This is a genomic window from Streptomyces tendae (assembly GCF_014650435.1).
GTDB classification, from domain to species: domain Bacteria; phylum Actinomycetota; class Actinomycetes; order Streptomycetales; family Streptomycetaceae; genus Streptomyces; species Streptomyces tendae.
Genome location: NZ_BMUY01000013.1, coordinates 72,333 through 91,520, shown reverse-complemented (window position 1 = coordinate 91,520; position 19,188 = coordinate 72,333). Strand labels below are relative to the sequence as shown.

Genomic DNA, 19,188 nt, shown 5'->3' with positions numbered 1-19,188 from the left:
GCGCGCCGTATCACGTGTCGCACTCCAGCACCGTCCGGCACAGCCCGCACCGCGCCCGGACCCGCCCGCGCACCGGCACCCTGATCCGCTGGTGACAGGTCGGGCAGGGGAACGACACCCGCAGCTGCCCCGGCGGCTGCGCGGTGAAGGAGTACGCGTCGCCGCCGGCCGCGCCGGCCGCGTGCGGATCCTGCGCGTGGCGGCGGTCCCGGGCGTAGCGGCGGCGGCCCGCCCAGCCCGCCGCGGTCAGCGGCGGCTGCTGCTCGTCCCGGCGCGCCCGCGCCAGGCCCTTGCCGTACGCCGTGTATGCCTGCGGGCTCGTGAACCACACCGAGGGATCCTCGCCGAACACCAGCGCCCGCTTGGCCAGCACGTAACCGAACTCCTCCGGCGTCAGATACCCCAGCTTCTGCGAGGACGCCGCGTCCTCCCGGTAGGCGTCGAGCAGCAGCCAGCCGGCGCCCAGGTACGTCGTCGCGGTGTCGGTGAGGATCTCGTTGTCCCGGGTGGAGGGGAACGACAGGTCGAGGCGGTGCAGGTACACGTGCATCACCTCGTGCGCGAGGGCCGCGCCGATGTCCCGGCGGTGCGTGCGGAAGCGGTCGTTCAGCTCGACGAAGTACTCCGGGCCGGCCGTGAGTTCCACGTTCGCCGCGTGGGTCATCTCGCGGAAGGAGACGATCATGCGGGCGTCGGGCAGCCGGTAGTGCCGCACCAGCTCGTGCGCCACCCGCTGCGTGCCCAGGTACAGGTCGTCCGTGTCGCAGAACGCCACGTCCGCCGGGGCCACACTGGCCGAGAACGTCCGCACGGTGTCGTACGACAGCCGCCGGTACAGCGCCGTGACCGCCTCCCGCACCGTCTCCAGGTGCGGGAACCCGTGCTCGACCGGTCCGCCGTTCGCCACGCCCGACCCCCAAGACGCCTGAACCCTGCCTCCTGAATGCTGCTCCCACTGTACGAGCCGCACGAGGACCGTACGGCGTTCAGCGCCTGAGACGGGTCTGCGACGGCCGGGCCGCCGCCCGTAGGGTGTGCGCCCATGACCACCAGCAACACCGGTACCGGTAACGTCGAACCCGCCGTCAGCGAGGAGCTGGCCCGGCTGCGGGACAGCATCGACAACATCGACGCGGCCGTCGTCCACATGCTCGCCGAGCGCTTCAAGTGCACCCAGCAGGTCGGCCACCTCAAGGCCCGCCACCGGCTGCCGCCCGCCGACCCGGCCCGGGAGGCCCGGCAGATCGCCCGGCTGCGCGCCCTCGCCGAAAGCGCCAAGCTGGACCCGGCGTTCGCCGAGAAGTTCCTGAACTTCATCGTCGCCGAGGTGATCCACCACCACGAGCGCATCGCGGAGAGCAACGGCGGCGGCGCGGGCGCGGCGCCCGCCTCCGACTGAGACCCGGTGCGCCCCCGCCCACGGGGGCGCACGCCGGGGGAGTGCGGCGACCGCCGCGACGGAGCGGACATACCGCACGTACCGAACCGCCTCTGTGCCCTGCCCACCGCATCAGGCAGCATGTCGTGCATGTCCGTACTGACGCGCGACGAAGCGCAGACCCGTGCCCGGCTCCTCGACGTCCACCACTACGCGATCGACCTCGATCTGACCCGTGGGGACGAGACCTTCGACTCCCGGACCGCCATCCGGTTCACCGTCCGCGCCGACGAGGGCACCGCGGACACCTTCGTCGAGGTCAAGCCCGCACAACTGCGCTCCGTCACGCTGGACGGGCAGCCCCTGGGCCCCACCGCCCTGGACGAGAACCGGCTGGCGCTGAAGGACCTCGCCCCCGGCGAGCACGAGCTGCGGGTCGAGGCGGCCATGCGCTACTCCCGCACCGGCGAGGGCATGCACCGCTTCACCGACCCCGCCGACGGCGAGACCTACGTCTACACCCAGCTCTTCCTCGACGACGTCCAGCGGGTCTACGCCGCCTTCGACCAGCCCGACCTCAAGGCCGTCTTCGACCTCACCGTGACCGCACCCGAGGGCTGGACCGTCCTCGCCAACGGCGTCACCGAGGACACCGGACAGGGCCGCTGGAAGGCCGCCACCACCCCGCTGATCTCCACCTACCTCGTCGCCGTCGCCGCCGGCCCCTGGCACTCCGTGCGCACCGAACACCGCGGCCTGCCCTTCGGCATCCACTGCCGCCGCTCGCTCGCCCCGCACCTGGACACCGACGCCGACGAACTCCTCGACGTCACCCGCGCCTGCTTCGACCGCTACCACGAGAAGTTCGACGAGCCGTACCCCTTCGACTCCTACGACCAGGCGTTCGTCCCCGAGTTCAACGCCGGCGCGATGGAGAACCCCGGCCTCGTCACCTTCCGCGACGAGTTCGTCTTCCGGTCCGCCGTCACCGAGACCCAGCGGCAGACCCGCGCCATGGTCATCGCCCACGAGATGGCCCACATGTGGTTCGGCGACCTCGTCACCCTGCGCTGGTGGGACGACATCTGGCTGAACGAGTCCTTCGCCGAGTACATGGGCTACCAGACCACCGCCGAGGCCACCCGCTTCACGGACACCTGGACCGACTTCGGCGTCACCCGCAAGGCCTGGGGCTACGACGCCGACCAGCGCCCCTCCACGCACCCGGTCGCCCCCGAGGACGTCCAGGACACCGCCTCCGCCCTGCTCAACTTCGACGGCATCTCCTACGCCAAGGGCGCCTCGGCCCTGCGCCAGCTCGTCGCCTGGCTCGGCGAGAAGGACTTCCTGGCCGGCATCAACATCCACTTCGAGCGGCACAGGTTCGCCAACGCCTCCCTCGCCGACTTCATCGACTCCCTGGCCGCCGCCACCGACCGCGACGTCCACGCCTGGGCCGACGCCTGGCTGCGCACCACCGGTGTCGACACCCTCGTCCCCGGCGTCACCGGCGACAACGGCAGCCGCGCCCTCACCGTCCGGCGCACCGGCGAGCGCCCCCACCGCATCGCCGTCGGCCTCTACGACCAGGACCCGGGCGACGAGGGCCTCCTCACCCCGCGCGAACGCCTCGACATCGACGTCCCCCAGGCCGAGCCCCGGCCCATCGGCAAGCTCCCCGCCCTGGTCGTGCTCAACGACGGCGACCTGAGCTACGCCAAGATCCGCTTCGACGCCGACTCCTTCCGGACCCTGCGCGAGAGCCTGTCCGGCCTGCCCGACCCCCTCACCCGGGCCGTCGTGTGGAACGCCCTCAGGGACGCCGTCCGCGACGGCGACCTGCCCGCCGCCACCTACCTCGACATCGCCCGCGCCCACCTCCCGCACGAGACCGACCTCGCGCTCGTCGACGGCGTCCTCGCCTTCGCCTCCGGCCAGATCGCCGACCGCTACGTCACCCCCGAGCAGCGGCCCGCCGCCCTGAGCACCCTCGCCGAGCTGTGCCGCGACCTCATCCGCCGCACCGAGGACGGCGACCACCCCGGGCTGCGCCTGATCGCCGTACGGCACCGCATCGCGACGGCCGCCCACCCCGACACCATCGCCGCCTGGCTCGCCGACGGCACCGTGCCCGGCGGACCCGAACTCGACCCCGAGCTGCGCTGGCGCATCCTCACCCGGCTCGCCGTCCTCGGCGCCACCGACGAGGCCGCCATCGCCGCCGAGCTGGCGAACGACCCGAGCGCCACCGGCCAGGAGGGCGCCGCCCGCTGCCGCGCCGCGCTGCCGGACACCGAGGCCAAGGCCCGCGCCTGGGAGGCCATGTTCGCCTCCGACGACCTCTCCAACTACCTGTTCACCGCCACCGCCCAGGGCTTCTGGCAGCCCGAACAGGCCGACCTCGTGCGGGACTACGTACCGCGCTACTACCCCGAGGCCGTCGCGCTCGCCGCCCGCCGCGGCCCCGCCATGGCCGACGCCGCCGGCCGCTGGGCCTTCCCCGCCCACGCCGTCGACGCCGACACCCTGCGCCTGGGCCAGGAGTGCCTCGCCGACGCCGACCCGATCCCCGCCCTGCGCCGCAAGCTCACCGACCAGCTCGACGACCTGGCGCGCGCCCTGCGGGTACGGGAGGCGGGCACGGCCTGACACACCGGACGCGGCCGGTCCGTCCCCGGGTGGGTAGACCGGCCGCGTTCCCCGGCCGAGAGCCGCCGGGATCCCCCTTTCGGGTTGTGATCACTGAGCTGTCCGGGCGAACGCGCCCCTCCACGTGGAAGCTGGAGCCCCAGCCCCCGTGCCCGGAGGACAGCACATGGGCATGCCGCCCCTCGCCTCGGGCCCGCACGGCACCGATGCCCTGCGGCCCCTGCTCGACACCGTGCTCGACGCCCTGCGCGCCGGCACGGCGGCACGCGGCGGCCCGCTGCCCGCGGGCGGCCCCGGTGCCGTCGCCGCCCGGGTGGCGGACGCGGCCGGCGACATCCTGCCCGAGAGGGGCGACCCCGAGGCGCTCCGCGTGCTGGTCACCGCGCTCGCCGAGGGCGCCGCCGACCCGGCCCACCCCCTGTGCGCGGCCCACCTGCACACCCCGCCGCTCGCCGTCGCGGCCGCCGCCGACCTCGCCGCGAGCGTCCTCAACCCCTCCCTCGACTCCTGGGACCAGGCACCCGCGGCCTCCGCCCTGGAGGCCCTCGTCGTCCGCGCCCTCGCCCGGGAGACCGGTGCCGCCGACGCCGTCGTCACCACCGGCGGTACCGAGTCCAACCAGCTAGCCGTCCTGCTCGCCCGCGAGACGCACGGCGCGGGCCTGCGGCTGGTCCACGGGGCGGGCGCCCACCACTCGCTGCCCCGTGCCGCCTGGCTGCTCGGCCTGCCCGAGCCCGTCGTCGTCCCCGCCCCCGCCGGCACCCTCGACCCCGCCGCCCTCGACGAGGCCCTCACCCAGGTCCCCGGGCCGCACCTGGTCGCCGCCACCGCGGGCACCACCGACGCCGGGCTCATCGACCCGCTGCCCGAGATCGCCGACCGCTGCGCCGCCCACGGCGCCCGCCTGCACGTCGACGCCGCCTACGGCGCGGGCCTCCTGTTCAGCGACCGGCACCGGGCCCGGCTGGCGGGACTGGAGGCGGCCGACACCGTCGCCCTGGACCTGCACAAGCTGGGCTGGCAGCCGATCCCGGCCGGGCTCCTCACGGTCACCGACGCCGACGACCTCACCGCCCTCCACCACCGCGCCGACTACCTCAACGCCGACGACGACACCGACGCGGGCCTGCCCGACCTTCTCGGGCGGTCCCCGCGCACCAGCCGCCGCCCGGACGTCCTCAAGACCGCCGTCACCCTCAAGACCCTGGGCCGCACCGGACTGGGCGCCCTCGTCGACGCGGTCTGCTCCCTCGCCCGCGAGTTCGCCGGGCTGGTCGAGGCGCACCCCGGGTTCGAACTGCACGCCCCGCCCACCATCAGCACGGTCCTGTTCCGGCCCGCCGGAGCGAGCGACGACGCCGTCGCCGCCGTACGCCGCGCACTGCTCACCACCGGCCGCGCCGTCCTCGGCCGGGCCCGCGCCGACGGCCGGCTCTGGCTCAAGGCGACCCTCCTGAACCCGCACACCCGCCCAGACGACCTCGCAGCACTCCTGACGCTCGTGGAAGGACACGTCCCGCGATGAACACCCCGGCGCACCACACCCCCGACGCCCCCCGCGACCTCGTCGGCATCGGCATCGGCCCCTTCAACCTCTCCCTCGCGGCCCTCGCCGACCCCCTCACCGACCTCGACGCCGTCTTCTACGAACAGCGTCCCGACTTCCGCTGGCACCCCGGTCTGCTCATCGACGGCGCACGCGTCCAGGTGCCCTTCCTCGCCGACCTGGTCACCCTCGTCGACCCGGCGAGCCCCTGGACCTTCCTCAACCACCTCAGGGCCAGAGAACGCCTCTTCCCCTTCTACTTCGCGGAACGCTTCCACATCGAGCGCGCCGAGTACGACGCGTACTGCCGCTGGGTCGCCGGGAACCTGCCCGCGCTCCGCTTCCACCACCAGGTCGACGCGGTGCGCTGGAACCCCGAACGCGACCTCTTCGAGGTCGACTACACCCAGCTCGACGCCGACGGGGAGGCCGAGGCCCTCGGCCGCACCCACACCCGGAACGTCGTCCTCGGCATCGGCACCGAACCGCACGTCCCCGACCCGCTCAGGCCGCTCGTCGAGGACCCCGCCGTCCCCGTCGTGCACGCCGCCGACTACCTACGCCACCGCGACACGCTCCTGGCCGCCGGACACGTCACCGTCATCGGCACCGGCCAGTCCGGCGCGGAGGTCTTCCTTGACCTGCTCCGCCACCGCCCCGCAGGCCGCGAGCGGCTGCACTGGCTCGGCCGCACCGAGGCCCTCGCACCCATGGAGTACTCCAAGCTCGGCCTGGAGCACTTCACCCCCGACTACACCCGCTACTTCCACGGCCTGGCCGAACCGGTCCGCGACCGCCTCGTCGCCGCCCAGTGGCAGCTGCACAAGGGCATCGACGCCGACACCACCGCCGCCATCCACGACGAGCTGTACCGGCGCACCCTGGACGGCGGCTGGCCCGACACCACCCTCACCCCCGGCGTCCACGTCCGCACCGCGGGACGCATCGCCGCCACCCAGGTCGAACTCCACCTGGAGCACGAGCAGCAGAAGACCCGCTCGCGCCTCACCACCGACGCCGTCGTCCTCGCCACCGGCCACCGCGAACGTCCGCTGGGCCGCCTCCTCGCCGGGCTCGACCCCTACATGCGGCGCGACAGCTCCGAACGCCCCCGCGTCGACGACCGCCACCGCCTCGTCCTCGACCCCTGTGTCACCGGCAACGTCTACGTCCAGAACGCCGAGACGCACACCCACGGGGTCGGCACGCCCGACCTGGGCCTCGCCGCCTGGCGCAGCGCGACCGTCCTCAACGACCTCACCGGGCGGGAGCCGTACCCGCTGCCCGACCGCACCGCCTTCACCACCTTCGGCCTCGAGGGCGGCCGGCCCCAGCTCCCGTCCGCGCGCCCCCACCGGGCGCTCACCCCCCTGGTGGACGGGATCTGAACCGGCCGCCTCAGGCGGCGCCCGTCAGAACACCGGCGTGCCGTCGCGCGTCAGCGACCAGTCCGCGGACGCGAAGTCCTTCGGGTCCAGCACACCCTTCTCGGTCGCCCACTCCGCGATCCGGGTGCGGATCTCCGTCGACTCCGACCACAGCTCCTTCGCCGACGCCACGTGCGGGAAGGCGCCGCCGCCGTTGGCCCGGTAGTTGTTCACGGCCAGCACGAACTGCTGGGCGTCGTCCAGCGGAGCACCGCCGTACGTCAGGTTCTTGATCCTTGAACCGGCGGCCTGCGCCACGTCGATCTCGTACGCCAGCCCCGACACGTAGTCGTAGTTGTAGTCCGGGCGGCCGTTCGCGTTGGTCAGCTTGTCCACGTCCACCGGCGCACCGGCGGCCGTCTGCACGTAGTACTCCGCCGAGTACTCCAGGTACGCCCGCAGCTGCGCGCCGGTCAGCAGCTTCGCGACCAGCGTGTTGTCGTACACGTACAGGCTCGACAGGTCCCGGATCGTCACGTCGCCGGCCGGGATCTCGGAGGTCCGCGAGAAGGGCGACGCCTGTGCGAGGACCGGCAGCGCGGCGTACTCCGTGCCCGCAAGCGCCTCCTTGACCACGTCCTCCTGGACCTTGGTGATCAGGTCGATGATCGGGGCGTCCTTGTACCGCGCCTCGACCGTGGTCAGCGTCTCGGTGGCGGTGCCGACCACCTGGTTGACGTAGGCCACGACCTTCTCGTGCTCGTCCGCCAGCAGCTTCGTGATCCTCGGGTCGTCCTCGACCGCGTTGGAGTTGCGCAGCGACGCCTTCACCGACTCGACGTGCCAGCGGCCCCGTTCGAAGACCAGCTCGAAGTCGAACAGGGTCAGCCGCTCGGCGTAGCACAGCGGCTCCGAGAGGACGACGGTCCTGCCGGTCTCCTCGTTGACGACCTTCAGCTCGGCGATCTCCTCGTGCGCGTGCCCGACCAGGATCGCGTCGATGCCCGGTACCTGCCGCGCCACGTTGGCCGCCGCGTTCTCGACGTAGGGGACCTGGTCACCGTAGGAGGACGTGCCCGACGAGCCCGAGTGGGCGGAGACGACCACCACGTCCGCGCCCATCGAACGCAGCTTCGGCACCCACTTGGCCGCCTGCTCCTCGAGGCCCGGGAAGGCCAGCTTCCCCTGCACGTACGCCTTGTCCCAGATCGCGATGCCCGGGTTGGTCAGCCCCAGCACCGCCACCTTCACCGGCGGCGCGCCCTTCACCCGGAAGGTCTTCATGAAGTACGGCGGGAAGGCGGGCTTCAGCGTCTTCGCGTCCACCGCGTTCGCGCCGAGCAGCGGGAAGTCGCACTGCTCCTCGAACCTGCGCAGCGTCTCGATGCCGTAGTTGAACTCGTGGTTGCCGAGCGCCACCGCGTCGTAGCCGATGGCGTTCATCGCCTGCGCCATCGGGTGCACCGGACCGCCCTCGGCGGTGATCGGGTCAACCTTCGCGTAGTAGTACGTCAGCGGCGTGCCCTGGATGGTGTCGCCCGCGTCCAGCAGCAGCGTGTTGCGGCGGCCCTTCTCCTCGCGGACCTGGTTCACCAGGATGGAGATCCGGCCGAGGCCCTGGGCGTTGCCCGCCGCGTCCGTGTACTCGGCGTCCTTGAAGTAGTCCCAGTTGAAGACGTGCCCGTGCAGGTCGGTGGTGCCGAGCACGGTCAGCGCGTACCGCTTGGGCCTGCGGCCGCCCCGGTGCGCGGGGGCCGCGGCCTCGGCCGCCGGAGCAGCCGCCGCGCCGGCCAGGGCGACCCCCGCCCCCGTCACGGCGGACCTGCTCAGGAACGTGCGGCGGTTCAACGGCATGACTGACTCTCCTCGGTGGGCCCGTGCAGACAGTGGCAACGCGCGTAGATTCTGTCCTGAACATGTCTCCTGTCAAGGGGTGCAGGACCGTCCGCCTGCTCATCGGAGCGGCGCCGCGCACAATTCAACACTTGTCAATATCCCTTTACTCAAAGGTTGTTGAGTGGTCATGCGTGGCCAATTCGCTACCCGGCAGTAAGTCTTAGGCTCGACTCATGCGCCGAGCAAAGATCGTCTGTACTCTTGGGCCCGCCACCGACTCGTACGACCAGATCAAGGACCTGGTCGACGCCGGTATGGACATCGCCCGCTTCAATTTCAGCCACGGCACCCACGCCGAACACGAAGAGCGCTACCACCGTGTCCGCAAGGCGTCCGACGAGACGGGCCGCAGCGTCGGCGCCCTGGCCGACCTTCAGGGTCCGAAGATCCGCCTCGGCCACTTCGGTGAGGGACCCGTACTCCTTGAACGCGGCGACAGCTTCACCATCACCGTCGAGGAGGGCGTCGAGGGCGACCGCCACACCTGCGGCACCACCTACGCGGGCCTCGCCGAGGACGTCACCCCCGGTGAACGCGTCCTCGTCGACGACGGCAAGGTGTGCCTGGAGGTGACCGGTGTCGACGGGCCGCGGGTGCGCACCCGGGTGATCGAGGGCGGCATGGTCTCCGACCACAAGGGCCTCAACCTGCCCGGCGTCGCGGTGTCCGTGCCCGCCCTGTCGAAGAAGGACGAGGACGACCTGCGCTGGGCGCTGCGCAGCGGCTTCGACGTCGTCGCCCTGTCCTTCGTGCGCAGCGGGCGGGACGTGCTCGACGTGCACCGCATCATGGACGAGGAGGGGCGCCGCCTGCCCGTCATCGCCAAGGTCGAGAAGCCGCAGGCCGTGGAGAACATCGAGGACATCGTCGCGGCCTTCGACGGCATCATGGTCGCCCGGGGCGACCTCGGCGTCGAGATGCCCCTTGAGCAGGTGCCGATCGTCCAGAAGCGCGCCATCAAGCTGGCCAAGCGCAACGCCAAGCCGGTCATCGTCGCCACCCAGATGCTCGACTCGATGATCGACAACGCCCGCCCGACCCGCGCGGAGGCGTCCGACGTCGCCAACGCGGTCATCGACGGCACCGACGCCGTCATGCTCTCCGGCGAGACCAGCGTGGGCAAGCACGCGACCGACACGGTGCGCACCATGGCCCGGATCGTCGAAGCGGCCGAGGAGGACATCCTGGCCAAGGGGCTGCCCCCGCTGACCGAGCGCAACAAGCCCCGCACGCAGGGCGGTGCGGTCGCCCGCGCGGCGGCCGAGATGGGCGACTTCCTCGGCGCGAAGTTCCTGGTCGCCTTCACCCAGTCCGGCGACACCGTCCGCCGTCTGTCCCGCTACCGCTCACCCATCCCGCTGCTCGCCTTCACACCCGAACCGGCGACCCGCTCGCAACTGAGCCTGACCTGGGGCGTGGAGACCTTCCTCGGCCCGCACGTGGACTCCACGGACGCGATGGTCGACCAGGTGGACGAACTGCTCACCCGGTACGGGCGGTGCGAGAAGGGGGACACCGTGGTCATCACGGCCGGCTCTCCGCCCGGGGTGTCCGGCACGACGAACCTGGTGCGGGTGCACCACATCGGGGAGGACGACGGCTGAACGGGTGTCCCGCAGCGACGCGAGGGTGCCTTCGAAATGAAGGTAAAGTGCCCCGGGTGGGACTCGAACCCACACTGAATGCCTTTTGAGGGCATCGTCTCTGCCGATTGGACTACCGGAGCCTCTTCGAACCGAAGGTCAGTGTAGCCCCTCGGTGACTCAAACATACAGGAGCTAGGTAGGCTCTTGTCAGCAGTACCCCTGCCCCGAACGAGGAGCCCACGTGACCGCCCCCGAGTCGCCCCAGCCCGTAGACGTGCCCGACGACGACCAGTCGCACGTTCCTCCGCTGACGACCCGCGTCGTCATCGCCGAGGACGAGGCGCTCATCCGGCTGGACCTCAAAGAGATGCTGGAGGAGGAGGGGTACTCCGTCGTCGGTGAGGCCGGTGACGGCGAGCAGGCCGTGGAGCTGGCCCGCGAGCACCGGCCGGACCTGGTGATCCTCGACGTCAAGATGCCCAAGCTCGACGGCATCTCCGCGGCCGAGAAGATCGCCGAGGAGTCCATCGCGCCGGTGCTGATGCTGACCGCCTTCTCGCAGCGCGACCTGGTGGAGCGGGCCCGCGACGCCGGGGCCATGGCGTACCTCGTGAAGCCGTTCAGCAAGAGCGACGTCGTGCCGGCGATCGAGATGGCCGTCTCGCGGTTCACCGAGTTGAAGGCGCTGGAGAAGGAGGTCGCCGACCTCAGCCTCCGGCTCGAGACCCGCAAGCTGGTGGACCGCGCCAAGTCGGTCCTCCAGACGGAGTACGGCCTGACCGAGCCGGCCGCCTTCCGCTGGATCCAGAAGACCTCCATGGACCGGCGGATGTCGATGCAGCAGGTGGCCGAGGCGGTCATCCAGGACGCCGAGGAGAAGAAGGCGTCCAAGGGCTGAGTCCCCGACGTACGAGTGAGGCCCGCGTCCCCGGTGTGGGGGCGCGGGCCTCAGCCGTACGGGCGCGGGGTCGTCAGTCCTCGCCCAGGTAGGCCTTGCGGACCGACTCGTCGTGGAGCAGGTCCTGGCCGCTGCCGGACAGGACGATGTTGCCGACCTCCATGACGTGGCCGTGGTCGGCCAGGGACAGGGCGGCCTGGGCGTTCTGCTCGACGAGCAGGATGGTGGTGCCCTGGGACTTCAGCTCGGCGATCGTCGCCATGATCTTTTGCATCATGATCGGCGAGAGGCCCATGGAGGGCTCGTCGAGCATCAGCAGCTTGGGCTGGGACATCAGGGCGCGGCCCATGGCGAGCATCTGCTGCTCTCCGCCGGACAGGGTGCCCGCGGCCTGCTTGCGGCGTTCACCGAGGATCGGGAAGAGATCGTAGGCGCGCTGGATGTCCTTCTCGATGCCCGGCCGGTCGCTGCGCAGGAAGGCGCCGAGGCGCAGATTGTCCTCGATCGTCATGCGCGGGAAGATGTGCCGCCCCTCGGGCGAGTGGGCGAGCCCCAGCGAGACGATCTGGTGCGCGGGCACCTTCTTGAGCGACTTGCCGCCGAATTTGATCTGGCCGCCGACCGGCTTCAGCAGCCCCGACAGGGTGCGCAGCGTCGTGGTCTTGCCGGCGCCGTTGGTGCCGATGAGGGTGACCACCTCGCCCGCGTCGACCTTGAAGGAGATGCCCTTGACGGCCTCGATCTTGCCGTAGGCGACGCGGAGGTCCTCGACCTCGAGCAGTGCGGTCATCGGTCGTTCTCCTTGCCGGCCGCGGTGTCCGTGGTGGTGTCGGCCTGGGCGGCCTGCGCGGCTTCGGCGGCTTCCACTTCGGCCGCTTCCGCGGCGCCGGGGTCGTCGGCGAGGGGCTCGCCGAGATAGGCGGCGACCACGCGTTCGTCGCCCTGCACCGTGGCGCTGTCGCCCTCGACGAGCTTCTCGCCCTGCACCAGCACGGCGACGCGGTCGCAGAGGTTGAAGATGAACCGCATGTCGTGCTCGATGACGAGGACGGCGATGCCCTTGTCGCGGATGGCGAAGACCAGTTCCTCGGTGGCCCGCGTCTCCTGCGGGTTCATGCCGGCCGTCGGCTCGTCCAGGAGCAGCAGCCCCGGCTCGCTGGCCAGCGCGCGGGCGATCTCCAGCTTGCGCTGCTCGCCGTAGGGCAGGTTGCGCGCCAGGTGGTCCGCCTTGGGTGCGAGACCCACGAACTCCAGGAGTTCCGTGGCGCGTTCGCGGGACGCCTTCTCCGCGCGGTGGAAGCCGGGGCCGCGCAGCACGGCCGACCAGAAGCCCTCCTTGGTCCGGGTGTGCCGGCCGACGAGGACGTTCTCCAGGACCGTCATGTTGCCGAACAGCCGGATGTTCTGGAAGGTACGGGCGATGCCGGCCGCGGTCACCTTGAAGGACTTGGCCGGCAGGACCTGGCCCTTGTAGCGGACCTCGCCCTCGGTCGGGACGTAGAGACCGGTCAGGCAGTTGAAGAAGGTCGTCTTCCCGGCGCCGTTGGGGCCGATCAGGCCGACGATCTCGCCGCTGTTCACGGTGAGGTCGACGCCGTTCACGGCGGTCAGTCCGCCGAAGCGCATCGTGACACCGCGCGCGTCGAGGATGGTGGTGCCGGGGGCCGGGGCGCCCGGTGCGGTGTCCTTGGTGGTGGTGTCGGTGGTCATGATGGTCAGGCCCCTGTCTTGCTCAGGACGGTGGGCGCTTCGGCCTCTTCGTGGAACTCCAGCTTGCGGCGGCGGTTGGCGATGAGGCCCTCCGGGCGGAAGCGCATCAGCAGGACGAGCGCGAGTCCGAAGGCGAGGAGCTGGTAGTCGTCCAGGAACTGGAGCTTGTTGGGAATCAGGAACAGCAGCGCCGCGCCGATGAGCGGACCGGCGATGGTGCCCATGCCGCCGAGCACGACCGCGGCGAGCAGGAAGGCCGAGTTGGGCGGCGTGGTGCCGGCGAAGAGGTACTGCTCGGGGGTGACGGTGTAGGTGACGTGCGCCTGGACGGTGCCGGCGAGTCCGGCCAGCGAGGCGCCGACGGCGAACGCGATGAGCTTGACCCGGAAGCCGTTGATACCCATGGCGAGCGCGGCGGTCTCGTCCTCGCGGATGGCGACCCAGGCGCGGCCGATGCGGGAGTCGCCGCTGCGCCGGAAGACCAGGACGACGACGGCCGTGATGATGAGCATCAGCAGGAAGTAGTTGGCGAACCGGCCGAGGGTGAAGCCGCCGATGTCGTGCGCGACCCCGAGGTCGAAGCCGAGGATCTTGAGGTCGGGGATGGACGAGATGCCGTTGGAGCCGTTGGTGACGTCCGGGCCCGAGGTGCCGTCCAGGTTGTTGGCGGTGATCCGGAAGATCTCACCGAAGCCGAGCGTCACGATGGCGAGGTAGTCGCCGCGCAGCCGCAGCGTGGGCGCGCCGATCAGGACGCCGAACACCAGGGAGGCGGCCGCGCCGACCAGGACCGCGGCCCAGAACGGCAGGTGCAGGTCGAAGGGCGAGCTGGGGGAGCCGGAGACCATGGACGCGGCGTAGGCGCCGACGCCGAGGAAGGCCACGTAGCCGAGGTCGAGCAGGCCGGCGAGGCCGACGACGATGTTCAGGCCGAGCGCGACCGTGGCGAAGATCAGGATGTAGACGCCGAGGGTGGCGTACTGGTCGTCGGACTGCGTGAAGGGGAAGCAGGCGGCCGCGATGAAGGCGCCGCAGACGGTGATGTTCTGGTGCCGTGCGGTGATCTCGGTGGCGTGGCTGATCAGCCCGGACCGGTGGAAGGCGGAGAACCCGAAGCCGGCGACGATCAGGAAACCGATGAACAGCTCGTCGTACTCGGTGCCGATGCCGTAGGTGAAGACCAGCAGGGCCACGGCGAGGATCGCCACGATGACGAGGATCTCGACGTAGGACGGCAGCGCGCGCGCGGGCTTGGGGTCCTTGGAGGCGAAGGCCGCCCGGACCGTCTGCCAGTTCTGCGAGCTGGAGTGCTTGAACCGGTCCCAGCCGGTGTCGTCGGGGTCGAACGGGTCCGGCTCGGGCCGCTCGAAGGGCAGCGCGAGGGCGCCCAGGAAGGCGATGAGCGTGACGGCCGCGGCGATGTAACCGCCGGGTTCGAGGTTGACGACGCCGCCGAGCTTGGTGCTGATCGCGACGACCGTGTACCAGGTGGTGGCGAAGGCGGCGAGCGCGGCGAACTTGAGCGCCGCGTCCGCACCGGCCGGCACGAGCCAGCCGAGCCCCTTGACGCCGTACGACGCGAGGCCGAAGAGGGCGGTGAGGGCGCCGGCGATCAGCACCAGGACCTGCAGGCCGCCCGGGTAGCCGTAGACGGTGAGGTCGCCGGGGAACTCGGCGGTCCAGGTCCAGGCGAGGAAGGTGGAGACGACGGTGAGGACACCGCCGCCGGTGGCGAGGGCACGGCCGAGGTTCGCGGGTATGCCGATGAGGCCGGAGGCGTCGTCCGGGGCGGGGGCGCCGGTGTTCTTCGGCGCGGTGGTCTGTGTGGTCATCGGTGTCACGCCCTGTCCGCAACGCGTTCGCCGAGCAGGCCCTGCGGCCTGAACAACAGCACGAGGATGAGGAGGATGAAGGCCCAGACGTCCGCCCAGGACTGGCTGCCGAACTTGTCCAGGCCGGGGATGTCGGCGATGTAGGCGGTGGCCAGGGTCTCGGCGACGCCGAGGACGACACCGCCGATCATGGCGCCGTAGATGTTGCCGATGCCGCCGAGGACCGCCGCGGTGAAGGCCTTGAGACCGAGGATGAAGCCCATCTTGAACTCGATCTGGCCGTACTTGAGGCCGTAGGCGACGCCTCCGACGGCGGCGAAGACGGCGCCGAGCGCGAAGGCGACCACGATGATGCGGTCCGTGTTGACGCCCATCAGCTTGGCGGTGTCCGGGTCCTGGGCGGTGGCCTGCATACCGCGCCCGGTGCGGGTGCGCATCACGAAGTAGCCGAGCAGCGCCATGCTGACCGGTGCCGCGATCAGCAGGAAGATGTCGCCGGTCTGGATGGTGACGTCGCCGATGTGGAAGGGCCCGCCGTCGATCTGCGGGAAGGGCCGCGCGGACTTCGCGTCCGGGTACCAGGCCCACACCGCCTGCTGCAGGGCGAGGGAGAGGCCGATCGCGGTGATGAGCGGCGCGAGCCGGGGTGCGCCGCGCAGGGGACGGTAGGCGAACCGTTCCGCCCCGACGGCGACGGTGGTGGAGACGATCACCGCGCCGATGAGCATCAGGGGCAGGGCGATCAGCATGGAGGTGCCGTCGGGCAGGATGTACATGTAGACCGTGAGTGCGCCGAAGGCGCCGGTCATGAAGATCTCGCCGTGGGCGAAGTTGATGAGCTGGACGATGCCGTAGACCATTGTGTAGCCGATGGCGACGAGCCCGTACATGGATCCCAGTAGCAGGCCGTTGACCAGCTGCTGCGGCAGTTCGTTCACCGCATGTCCTCCGAGACATTCGGACGTTCGACGGATGATGAGGCCGGATGCGAGTCCGCGCGGGGCGCCAGTGGAACAGCGCCCCGCGCGGCTCGTGGGCAGTGGTGCGGTCGGTCAGCCGGTGTAGGTACCGGACTTGACGTCGTTGAAGGCCCCGTTCTCGACGGAGTAGACGGTGAGCTGCTTGTTGGTCGCGTCACCGAACTCGTCGAAGGAGACCTTGCCGGTCACACCGTCGAAGGAGACGTTCTGCATGGCCTCGGTGACCTTGGCGCGGGCGTCGTCGGGAAGCTTCCCGTCGTTGTCCCCGACGACCTTCTTGACGGCCTCGATGATCGCCCAGGCGGAGTCGTAGGAGTAGCCGCCGTAGGCCGCGTAGTCCTCCTTGTAACCGCCCGCCTTGTAGTCGGCCACGAACTTCTTGGCCGACGGGAGTTCCTCGACGGGCGCGCCGACTGAGGTGGCGAGGTCGCCGGTGCTGGCGGGGCCGGCCAGCTTGATGAAGGTGTCGTCCTTGATGCCGTCGCCGCCGACCAGCGGGATCTTGGCGCCGGCCTCCTTGATCTGCTTGCTCAGCGGGCCGGCCTGCGGGTATTCACCGCCGTAGTAGACGACGTCGGCGCCGGAGTTCTTCACCTTGGTGGCGACCGAGGAGAAGTCCTTGGTGTCCGGGTTGATGTGCTCGGTGCCGACCACCTGGCCGCCGAGCTTCTTGAACTCCTCGGTGAAGGTGGCGGCGAGGCCCGCGCCGTAGGTCTTCTTGTCGTCGATGACGAAGACCTTCTTCTTCTTGGCGTCGTTGTAGACGTACTGCGCGGCGAACGGGCCCTGGATGGCGTCCGTGGTCGCGGTGCGGAAGTACGACTTGTACTGGCGGACCTTCTTGTTCCGCCAGTCCGGGCCCTGGGTCAGGGACGGGCCGGTGTTGGCCGGGGAGACCTCGACCAGCTTGGCGGTGTCGAAGACCTTCTGCATGGACTCGCCGACCGACGAGTTCAGCGGGCCGACGACGCCGAGGACGTCCTTGTTGGCGACGAAGCTACTGGCGTTCTGCTGGCCGACGGACGGCTGGCCCTGGTCGTCGAGTGCCTCGACCTTGAAGGTGATGCCGTCGACGGTCTTCTCCTTGTTGGCCGTCTTGGCCGCGAGGTCCGCCGAGTTCTTGATGCCGAGGCCGAGCGCGGACAGGTCGCCGGTCAGCGGGGCGTCGACGCCGATGACGACGGTGGTGCCACCGCCGCCGTTGCCGGAGTCGGATCCGCCGTCGTCGTCGCGCGAGCCGCAGGCGGTGAGGGTGAGCGCTCCCGCCGCCAGAGCGGCGGTGATGGCGATGAGCGAACGTTGACGCACGATCAGTCCTTTCCCTGGCACGGCCGCTTCCCCGTGGAGGCGGTCGAGTCGAGCGCGGGGCCGAAATGACAATCCGACGGCGCGGTGACTGGCCGTGACTCTAAGCGTGTGTGGGGAAGGTGGAGGAGGGTCTGACTGAGGCTGTGACTCTCTTGTTATGACACCGGGTATTGCAGAGCGGTACTCGGTGGGAAGAAGGGCTGAATTCAGGCCGATTCGCCCTGTCCGCATGGTGAGAACCCGCAGGACGAACGCCTCGGGTTCAGGCGTCTGGGGCGTTTTGGTGATTACCGCGAATCGTTGCCGCAGGCGACCTCGAGGGCCCGGGAGAGGTCCTGTGCATAGCGCGCCCCCAGGATGAAACTGTGGGCTTCTATTGCGCGCGCATTACGCAGTGTTACATCCAGGAAAGGGAGTCCGGGATTCCGGGGCGCTTTTTCACATTCCGTCACCCGCAGGGTGACAATGATCTTGCGGGCGGAATGCGATTTTGTCTGGAAAGGTGCCGCCGGCGAGGAGGTCACCGACAGGCCGTCGTAGGGCTGGGTCAGCCGCGTCACCGTGACGGGCGGTCCCGACCGCACGCTCAGCAGCACTGTGAAGCTGTAGGCGCCGGCCGTGGCCCCCCGTGAGCCGGTCGCGGGGGCCACGTAGACGAGGTCGACCGCCTGGGACGGGTAGGGCGGCGGGGGAGCCGGCTGCGGCTGGGAACGGCTCGCGTACAGGTAGCCGCCGCCCGCCAGTACGACGAGGACGGCGCCGGAGGCGAGGACGGTCCGGCGGTGGCGGTCGTAGCGCAGGGCGAGGCGTCCGCGCGGCCGGGGCGGCGTGTCCCGGACCCGGGTGTCCTCGCCCGGCTCGACCGGTCCGATGCCGGTCATGACTGCCACGGGCCGCGGCTCGGACCGCCGTCGCGGTACCCGTCGGCGCACGCCTGCCGCACCCGGCGGTCGATCAACTCCCCGGCGGCCCGGGCGCCTTGCTTCCGCTTCGCGGCCCGCGCCTCGTCCACGACCTCGCGCAGGATGTCGTACTGCCGGTTGGACAGCCCCATCGACTGATAGTCGCCGTAGGGCTCCCCGCCGTCCAGCATCTCGCGCGCCCAGTACCCGACGGCGCTCACGCACAACTCCGCGCCGGACAAGGGGCGGGGAGACGCGGGCGACGCGGCCGACGTCGAGGCGCCGTGTCCGGCCCCGGGGGAACCGCCCGCTCCGTCACCGGAGTTGCCGCAGCCGACGACCACGACCGCCGTCATCAGCGCCAGCGCCGCACGGCCCCGCCGCAGTGCCCGTCCCCGCCGGAGCGTCCCTCCCCGTCCCATGCCCTGACGCTAGGACGCGGGACGACCGCGGGCAATGCCGGTGTAGGCAATGCCGGTGTCACGGGTGCCGCGGGCGGGACCGGCAGGCCCCCGGCAGGCACCGGTAGTCCCCGGCAGGCGCCGCGGGGAGCTCGGCGCGGGTGCTCAGCCCGTCGCGGCCGTCGGGGCCCCGTCGCCGGGGTTCAGGTCGCGCAGCAGGCAGGTCAGCCGGGCGGTGCACACCCGGCGGTCCTGCTCGTCGCTGATCACGACCTCGTACGTCGCCGTCGACCGGCCCCGGTGCACCGGCGTGGCCACCCCGGTGACCAGGCCGGAACGGACCCCGCGGTGATGGGTGCAGTTCAGGTCGACACCGACGGCGATCTTGGAGGAACCGCCGTGCAGCATCGAGCCGACCGACCCGAGCGTCTCGGCCAGCACGGCCGAGGCGCCGCCGTGCAGCAGTCCGTACGGCTGGGTGTTGCCCTCCACCGGCATCGTGCCGACGACCCGGTCCGCGGACGCCTCGACGATCTGGACGCCCATGCGCGTTCCCAGGTGCCCGGCGGAGAACAGCGCGGGCAGGTCCACCCCGAGCGCGGCGTACTCGTCGATGACCTCCTGCGGGAACTGCACCTGCTGCTGCTCGCCCATGGGCCGGCTCCGTTTCGTCCATCCGTCTGTGGTCGGTGGCCGCCGGCCGGTTGCTGGGGCCGACCGGCCGGCCGCTTCGCT

16 protein-coding genes and 1 tRNA gene are annotated in these 19,188 nt (G+C 71.0%); 6 read left to right on the top strand and 11 right to left on the bottom strand.

What is annotated here, in order from left to right:
* Positions 1 to 10 precede the first annotated feature (10 nt).
* On the bottom strand, positions 11 to 907 hold the full coding sequence (locus IE258_RS30175) for a hypothetical protein (RefSeq protein WP_189748835.1): 897 nt from the start codon (positions 905 to 907) through the stop codon (positions 11 to 13).
* Positions 908 to 1,042: 135 nt separating this feature from the next.
* Here IE258_RS30175 and IE258_RS30170 point away from each other — a divergent pair, with 135 nt between their 5' ends.
* The 4 genes from IE258_RS30170 (at position 1,043) to IE258_RS30155 (ending at position 6,961) form a co-directional block, all read left to right on the top strand.
* On the top strand, positions 1,043 to 1,399 hold the full coding sequence (locus IE258_RS30170) for a chorismate mutase (RefSeq protein ID WP_189748833.1): 357 nt from the start codon (positions 1,043 to 1,045) through the stop codon (positions 1,397 to 1,399).
* A 129-nt stretch (positions 1,400 to 1,528) separates the two neighbouring features.
* Positions 1,529 to 4,027 (top strand): aminopeptidase N, encoded by a 2,499-nt coding sequence (gene pepN / locus IE258_RS30165; protein ID WP_189748830.1) that lies wholly within the window; start codon positions 1,529 to 1,531, stop codon positions 4,025 to 4,027.
* Between the two features lie 166 nt (positions 4,028 to 4,193).
* Positions 4,194 to 5,552, top strand: coding sequence for a pyridoxal phosphate-dependent decarboxylase family protein (locus tag IE258_RS30160; RefSeq protein ID WP_189748826.1), 1,359 nt, complete (start codon positions 4,194 to 4,196; stop codon positions 5,550 to 5,552).
* The gene (locus IE258_RS30155; protein WP_189748823.1) at positions 5,549 to 6,961 is read left to right on the top strand and encodes a lysine N(6)-hydroxylase/L-ornithine N(5)-oxygenase family protein; all 1,413 of its coding nucleotides are present in this window, start codon (positions 5,549 to 5,551) and stop codon (positions 6,959 to 6,961) included. The genes IE258_RS30160 and IE258_RS30155 overlap by 4 nt, the downstream gene beginning before the upstream one ends.
* 24 nt (positions 6,962 to 6,985) lie before the next feature.
* Here the strand turns inward: IE258_RS30155 and IE258_RS30150 are convergent, their stop codons facing one another.
* Positions 6,986 to 8,794 (bottom strand): bifunctional metallophosphatase/5'-nucleotidase, encoded by a 1,809-nt coding sequence (locus IE258_RS30150; RefSeq protein WP_189748819.1) that lies wholly within the window; start codon positions 8,792 to 8,794, stop codon positions 6,986 to 6,988.
* 215 nt (positions 8,795 to 9,009) lie between these two features.
* Here IE258_RS30150 and pyk point away from each other — a divergent pair, with 215 nt between their 5' ends.
* Entirely contained in the window at positions 9,010 to 10,440 is a 1,431-nt protein-coding gene (pyk, locus tag IE258_RS30145) for a pyruvate kinase (protein WP_189748818.1), read from the top strand.
* Positions 10,441 to 10,488: 48 nt separating this feature from the next.
* Here the strand turns inward: pyk and IE258_RS30140 are convergent.
* Positions 10,489 to 10,562: transfer RNA gene (locus IE258_RS30140), tRNA-Leu, on the bottom strand.
* 101 nt (positions 10,563 to 10,663) lie between these two features.
* Here IE258_RS30140 and IE258_RS30135 point away from each other — a divergent pair.
* Positions 10,664 to 11,320: an ANTAR domain-containing response regulator gene (locus tag IE258_RS30135; RefSeq protein WP_104635570.1), complete on the top strand. Its 657-nt coding sequence runs from the start codon at positions 10,664 to 10,666 to the stop codon at positions 11,318 to 11,320.
* 73 nt (positions 11,321 to 11,393) lie between these two features.
* On the opposite strand, the gene IE258_RS30130 is transcribed toward IE258_RS30135, so the two are convergent.
* The 8 genes from IE258_RS30130 to IE258_RS30095 form a co-directional block, all read right to left on the bottom strand.
* Positions 11,394 to 12,110 (bottom strand): ABC transporter ATP-binding protein, encoded by a 717-nt coding sequence (locus IE258_RS30130; RefSeq protein WP_109031890.1) that lies wholly within the window; start codon positions 12,108 to 12,110, stop codon positions 11,394 to 11,396.
* Entirely contained in the window at positions 12,107 to 13,030 is a 924-nt protein-coding gene (locus IE258_RS30125; RefSeq protein WP_127892732.1) for an ABC transporter ATP-binding protein, read from the bottom strand. Before IE258_RS30125 ends, IE258_RS30130 begins: the two co-directional genes overlap by 4 nt.
* 5 nt (positions 13,031 to 13,035) lie before the next feature.
* Positions 13,036 to 14,862 (bottom strand): branched-chain amino acid ABC transporter permease, encoded by a 1,827-nt coding sequence (locus tag IE258_RS30120; protein ID WP_189748816.1) that lies wholly within the window; start codon positions 14,860 to 14,862, stop codon positions 13,036 to 13,038.
* A gap of 5 nt (positions 14,863 to 14,867) precedes the next feature.
* Positions 14,868 to 15,800: a branched-chain amino acid ABC transporter permease gene (locus tag IE258_RS30115; protein ID WP_123623264.1), complete on the bottom strand. Its 933-nt coding sequence runs from the start codon at positions 15,798 to 15,800 to the stop codon at positions 14,868 to 14,870.
* A 114-nt stretch (positions 15,801 to 15,914) separates the two neighbouring features.
* On the bottom strand, positions 15,915 to 17,150 hold the full coding sequence (locus IE258_RS30110) for a branched-chain amino acid ABC transporter substrate-binding protein (RefSeq protein WP_189748813.1): 1,236 nt from the start codon (positions 17,148 to 17,150) through the stop codon (positions 15,915 to 15,917).
* A 287-nt stretch (positions 17,151 to 17,437) separates the two neighbouring features.
* The gene (locus IE258_RS30105; RefSeq protein WP_189748810.1) at positions 17,438 to 18,031 is read right to left on the bottom strand and encodes a Tat pathway signal sequence domain protein; all 594 of its coding nucleotides are present in this window, start codon (positions 18,029 to 18,031) and stop codon (positions 17,438 to 17,440) included.
* A complete protein-coding gene (locus IE258_RS30100) occupies positions 18,028 to 18,474 on the bottom strand; it encodes a hypothetical protein (protein WP_189748808.1) in 447 nt (148 codons plus the stop codon). The genes IE258_RS30105 and IE258_RS30100 overlap by 4 nt, the downstream gene beginning before the upstream one ends.
* Before the next feature lie 144 nt (positions 18,475 to 18,618).
* Positions 18,619 to 19,107 carry a PaaI family thioesterase gene (locus tag IE258_RS30095; protein ID WP_189748805.1) on the bottom strand — a complete coding sequence of 163 codons (489 nt, stop codon included), beginning with the start codon at positions 19,105 to 19,107 and terminating at the stop codon, positions 18,619 to 18,621.
* Positions 19,108 to 19,188 lie beyond the last annotated feature (81 nt).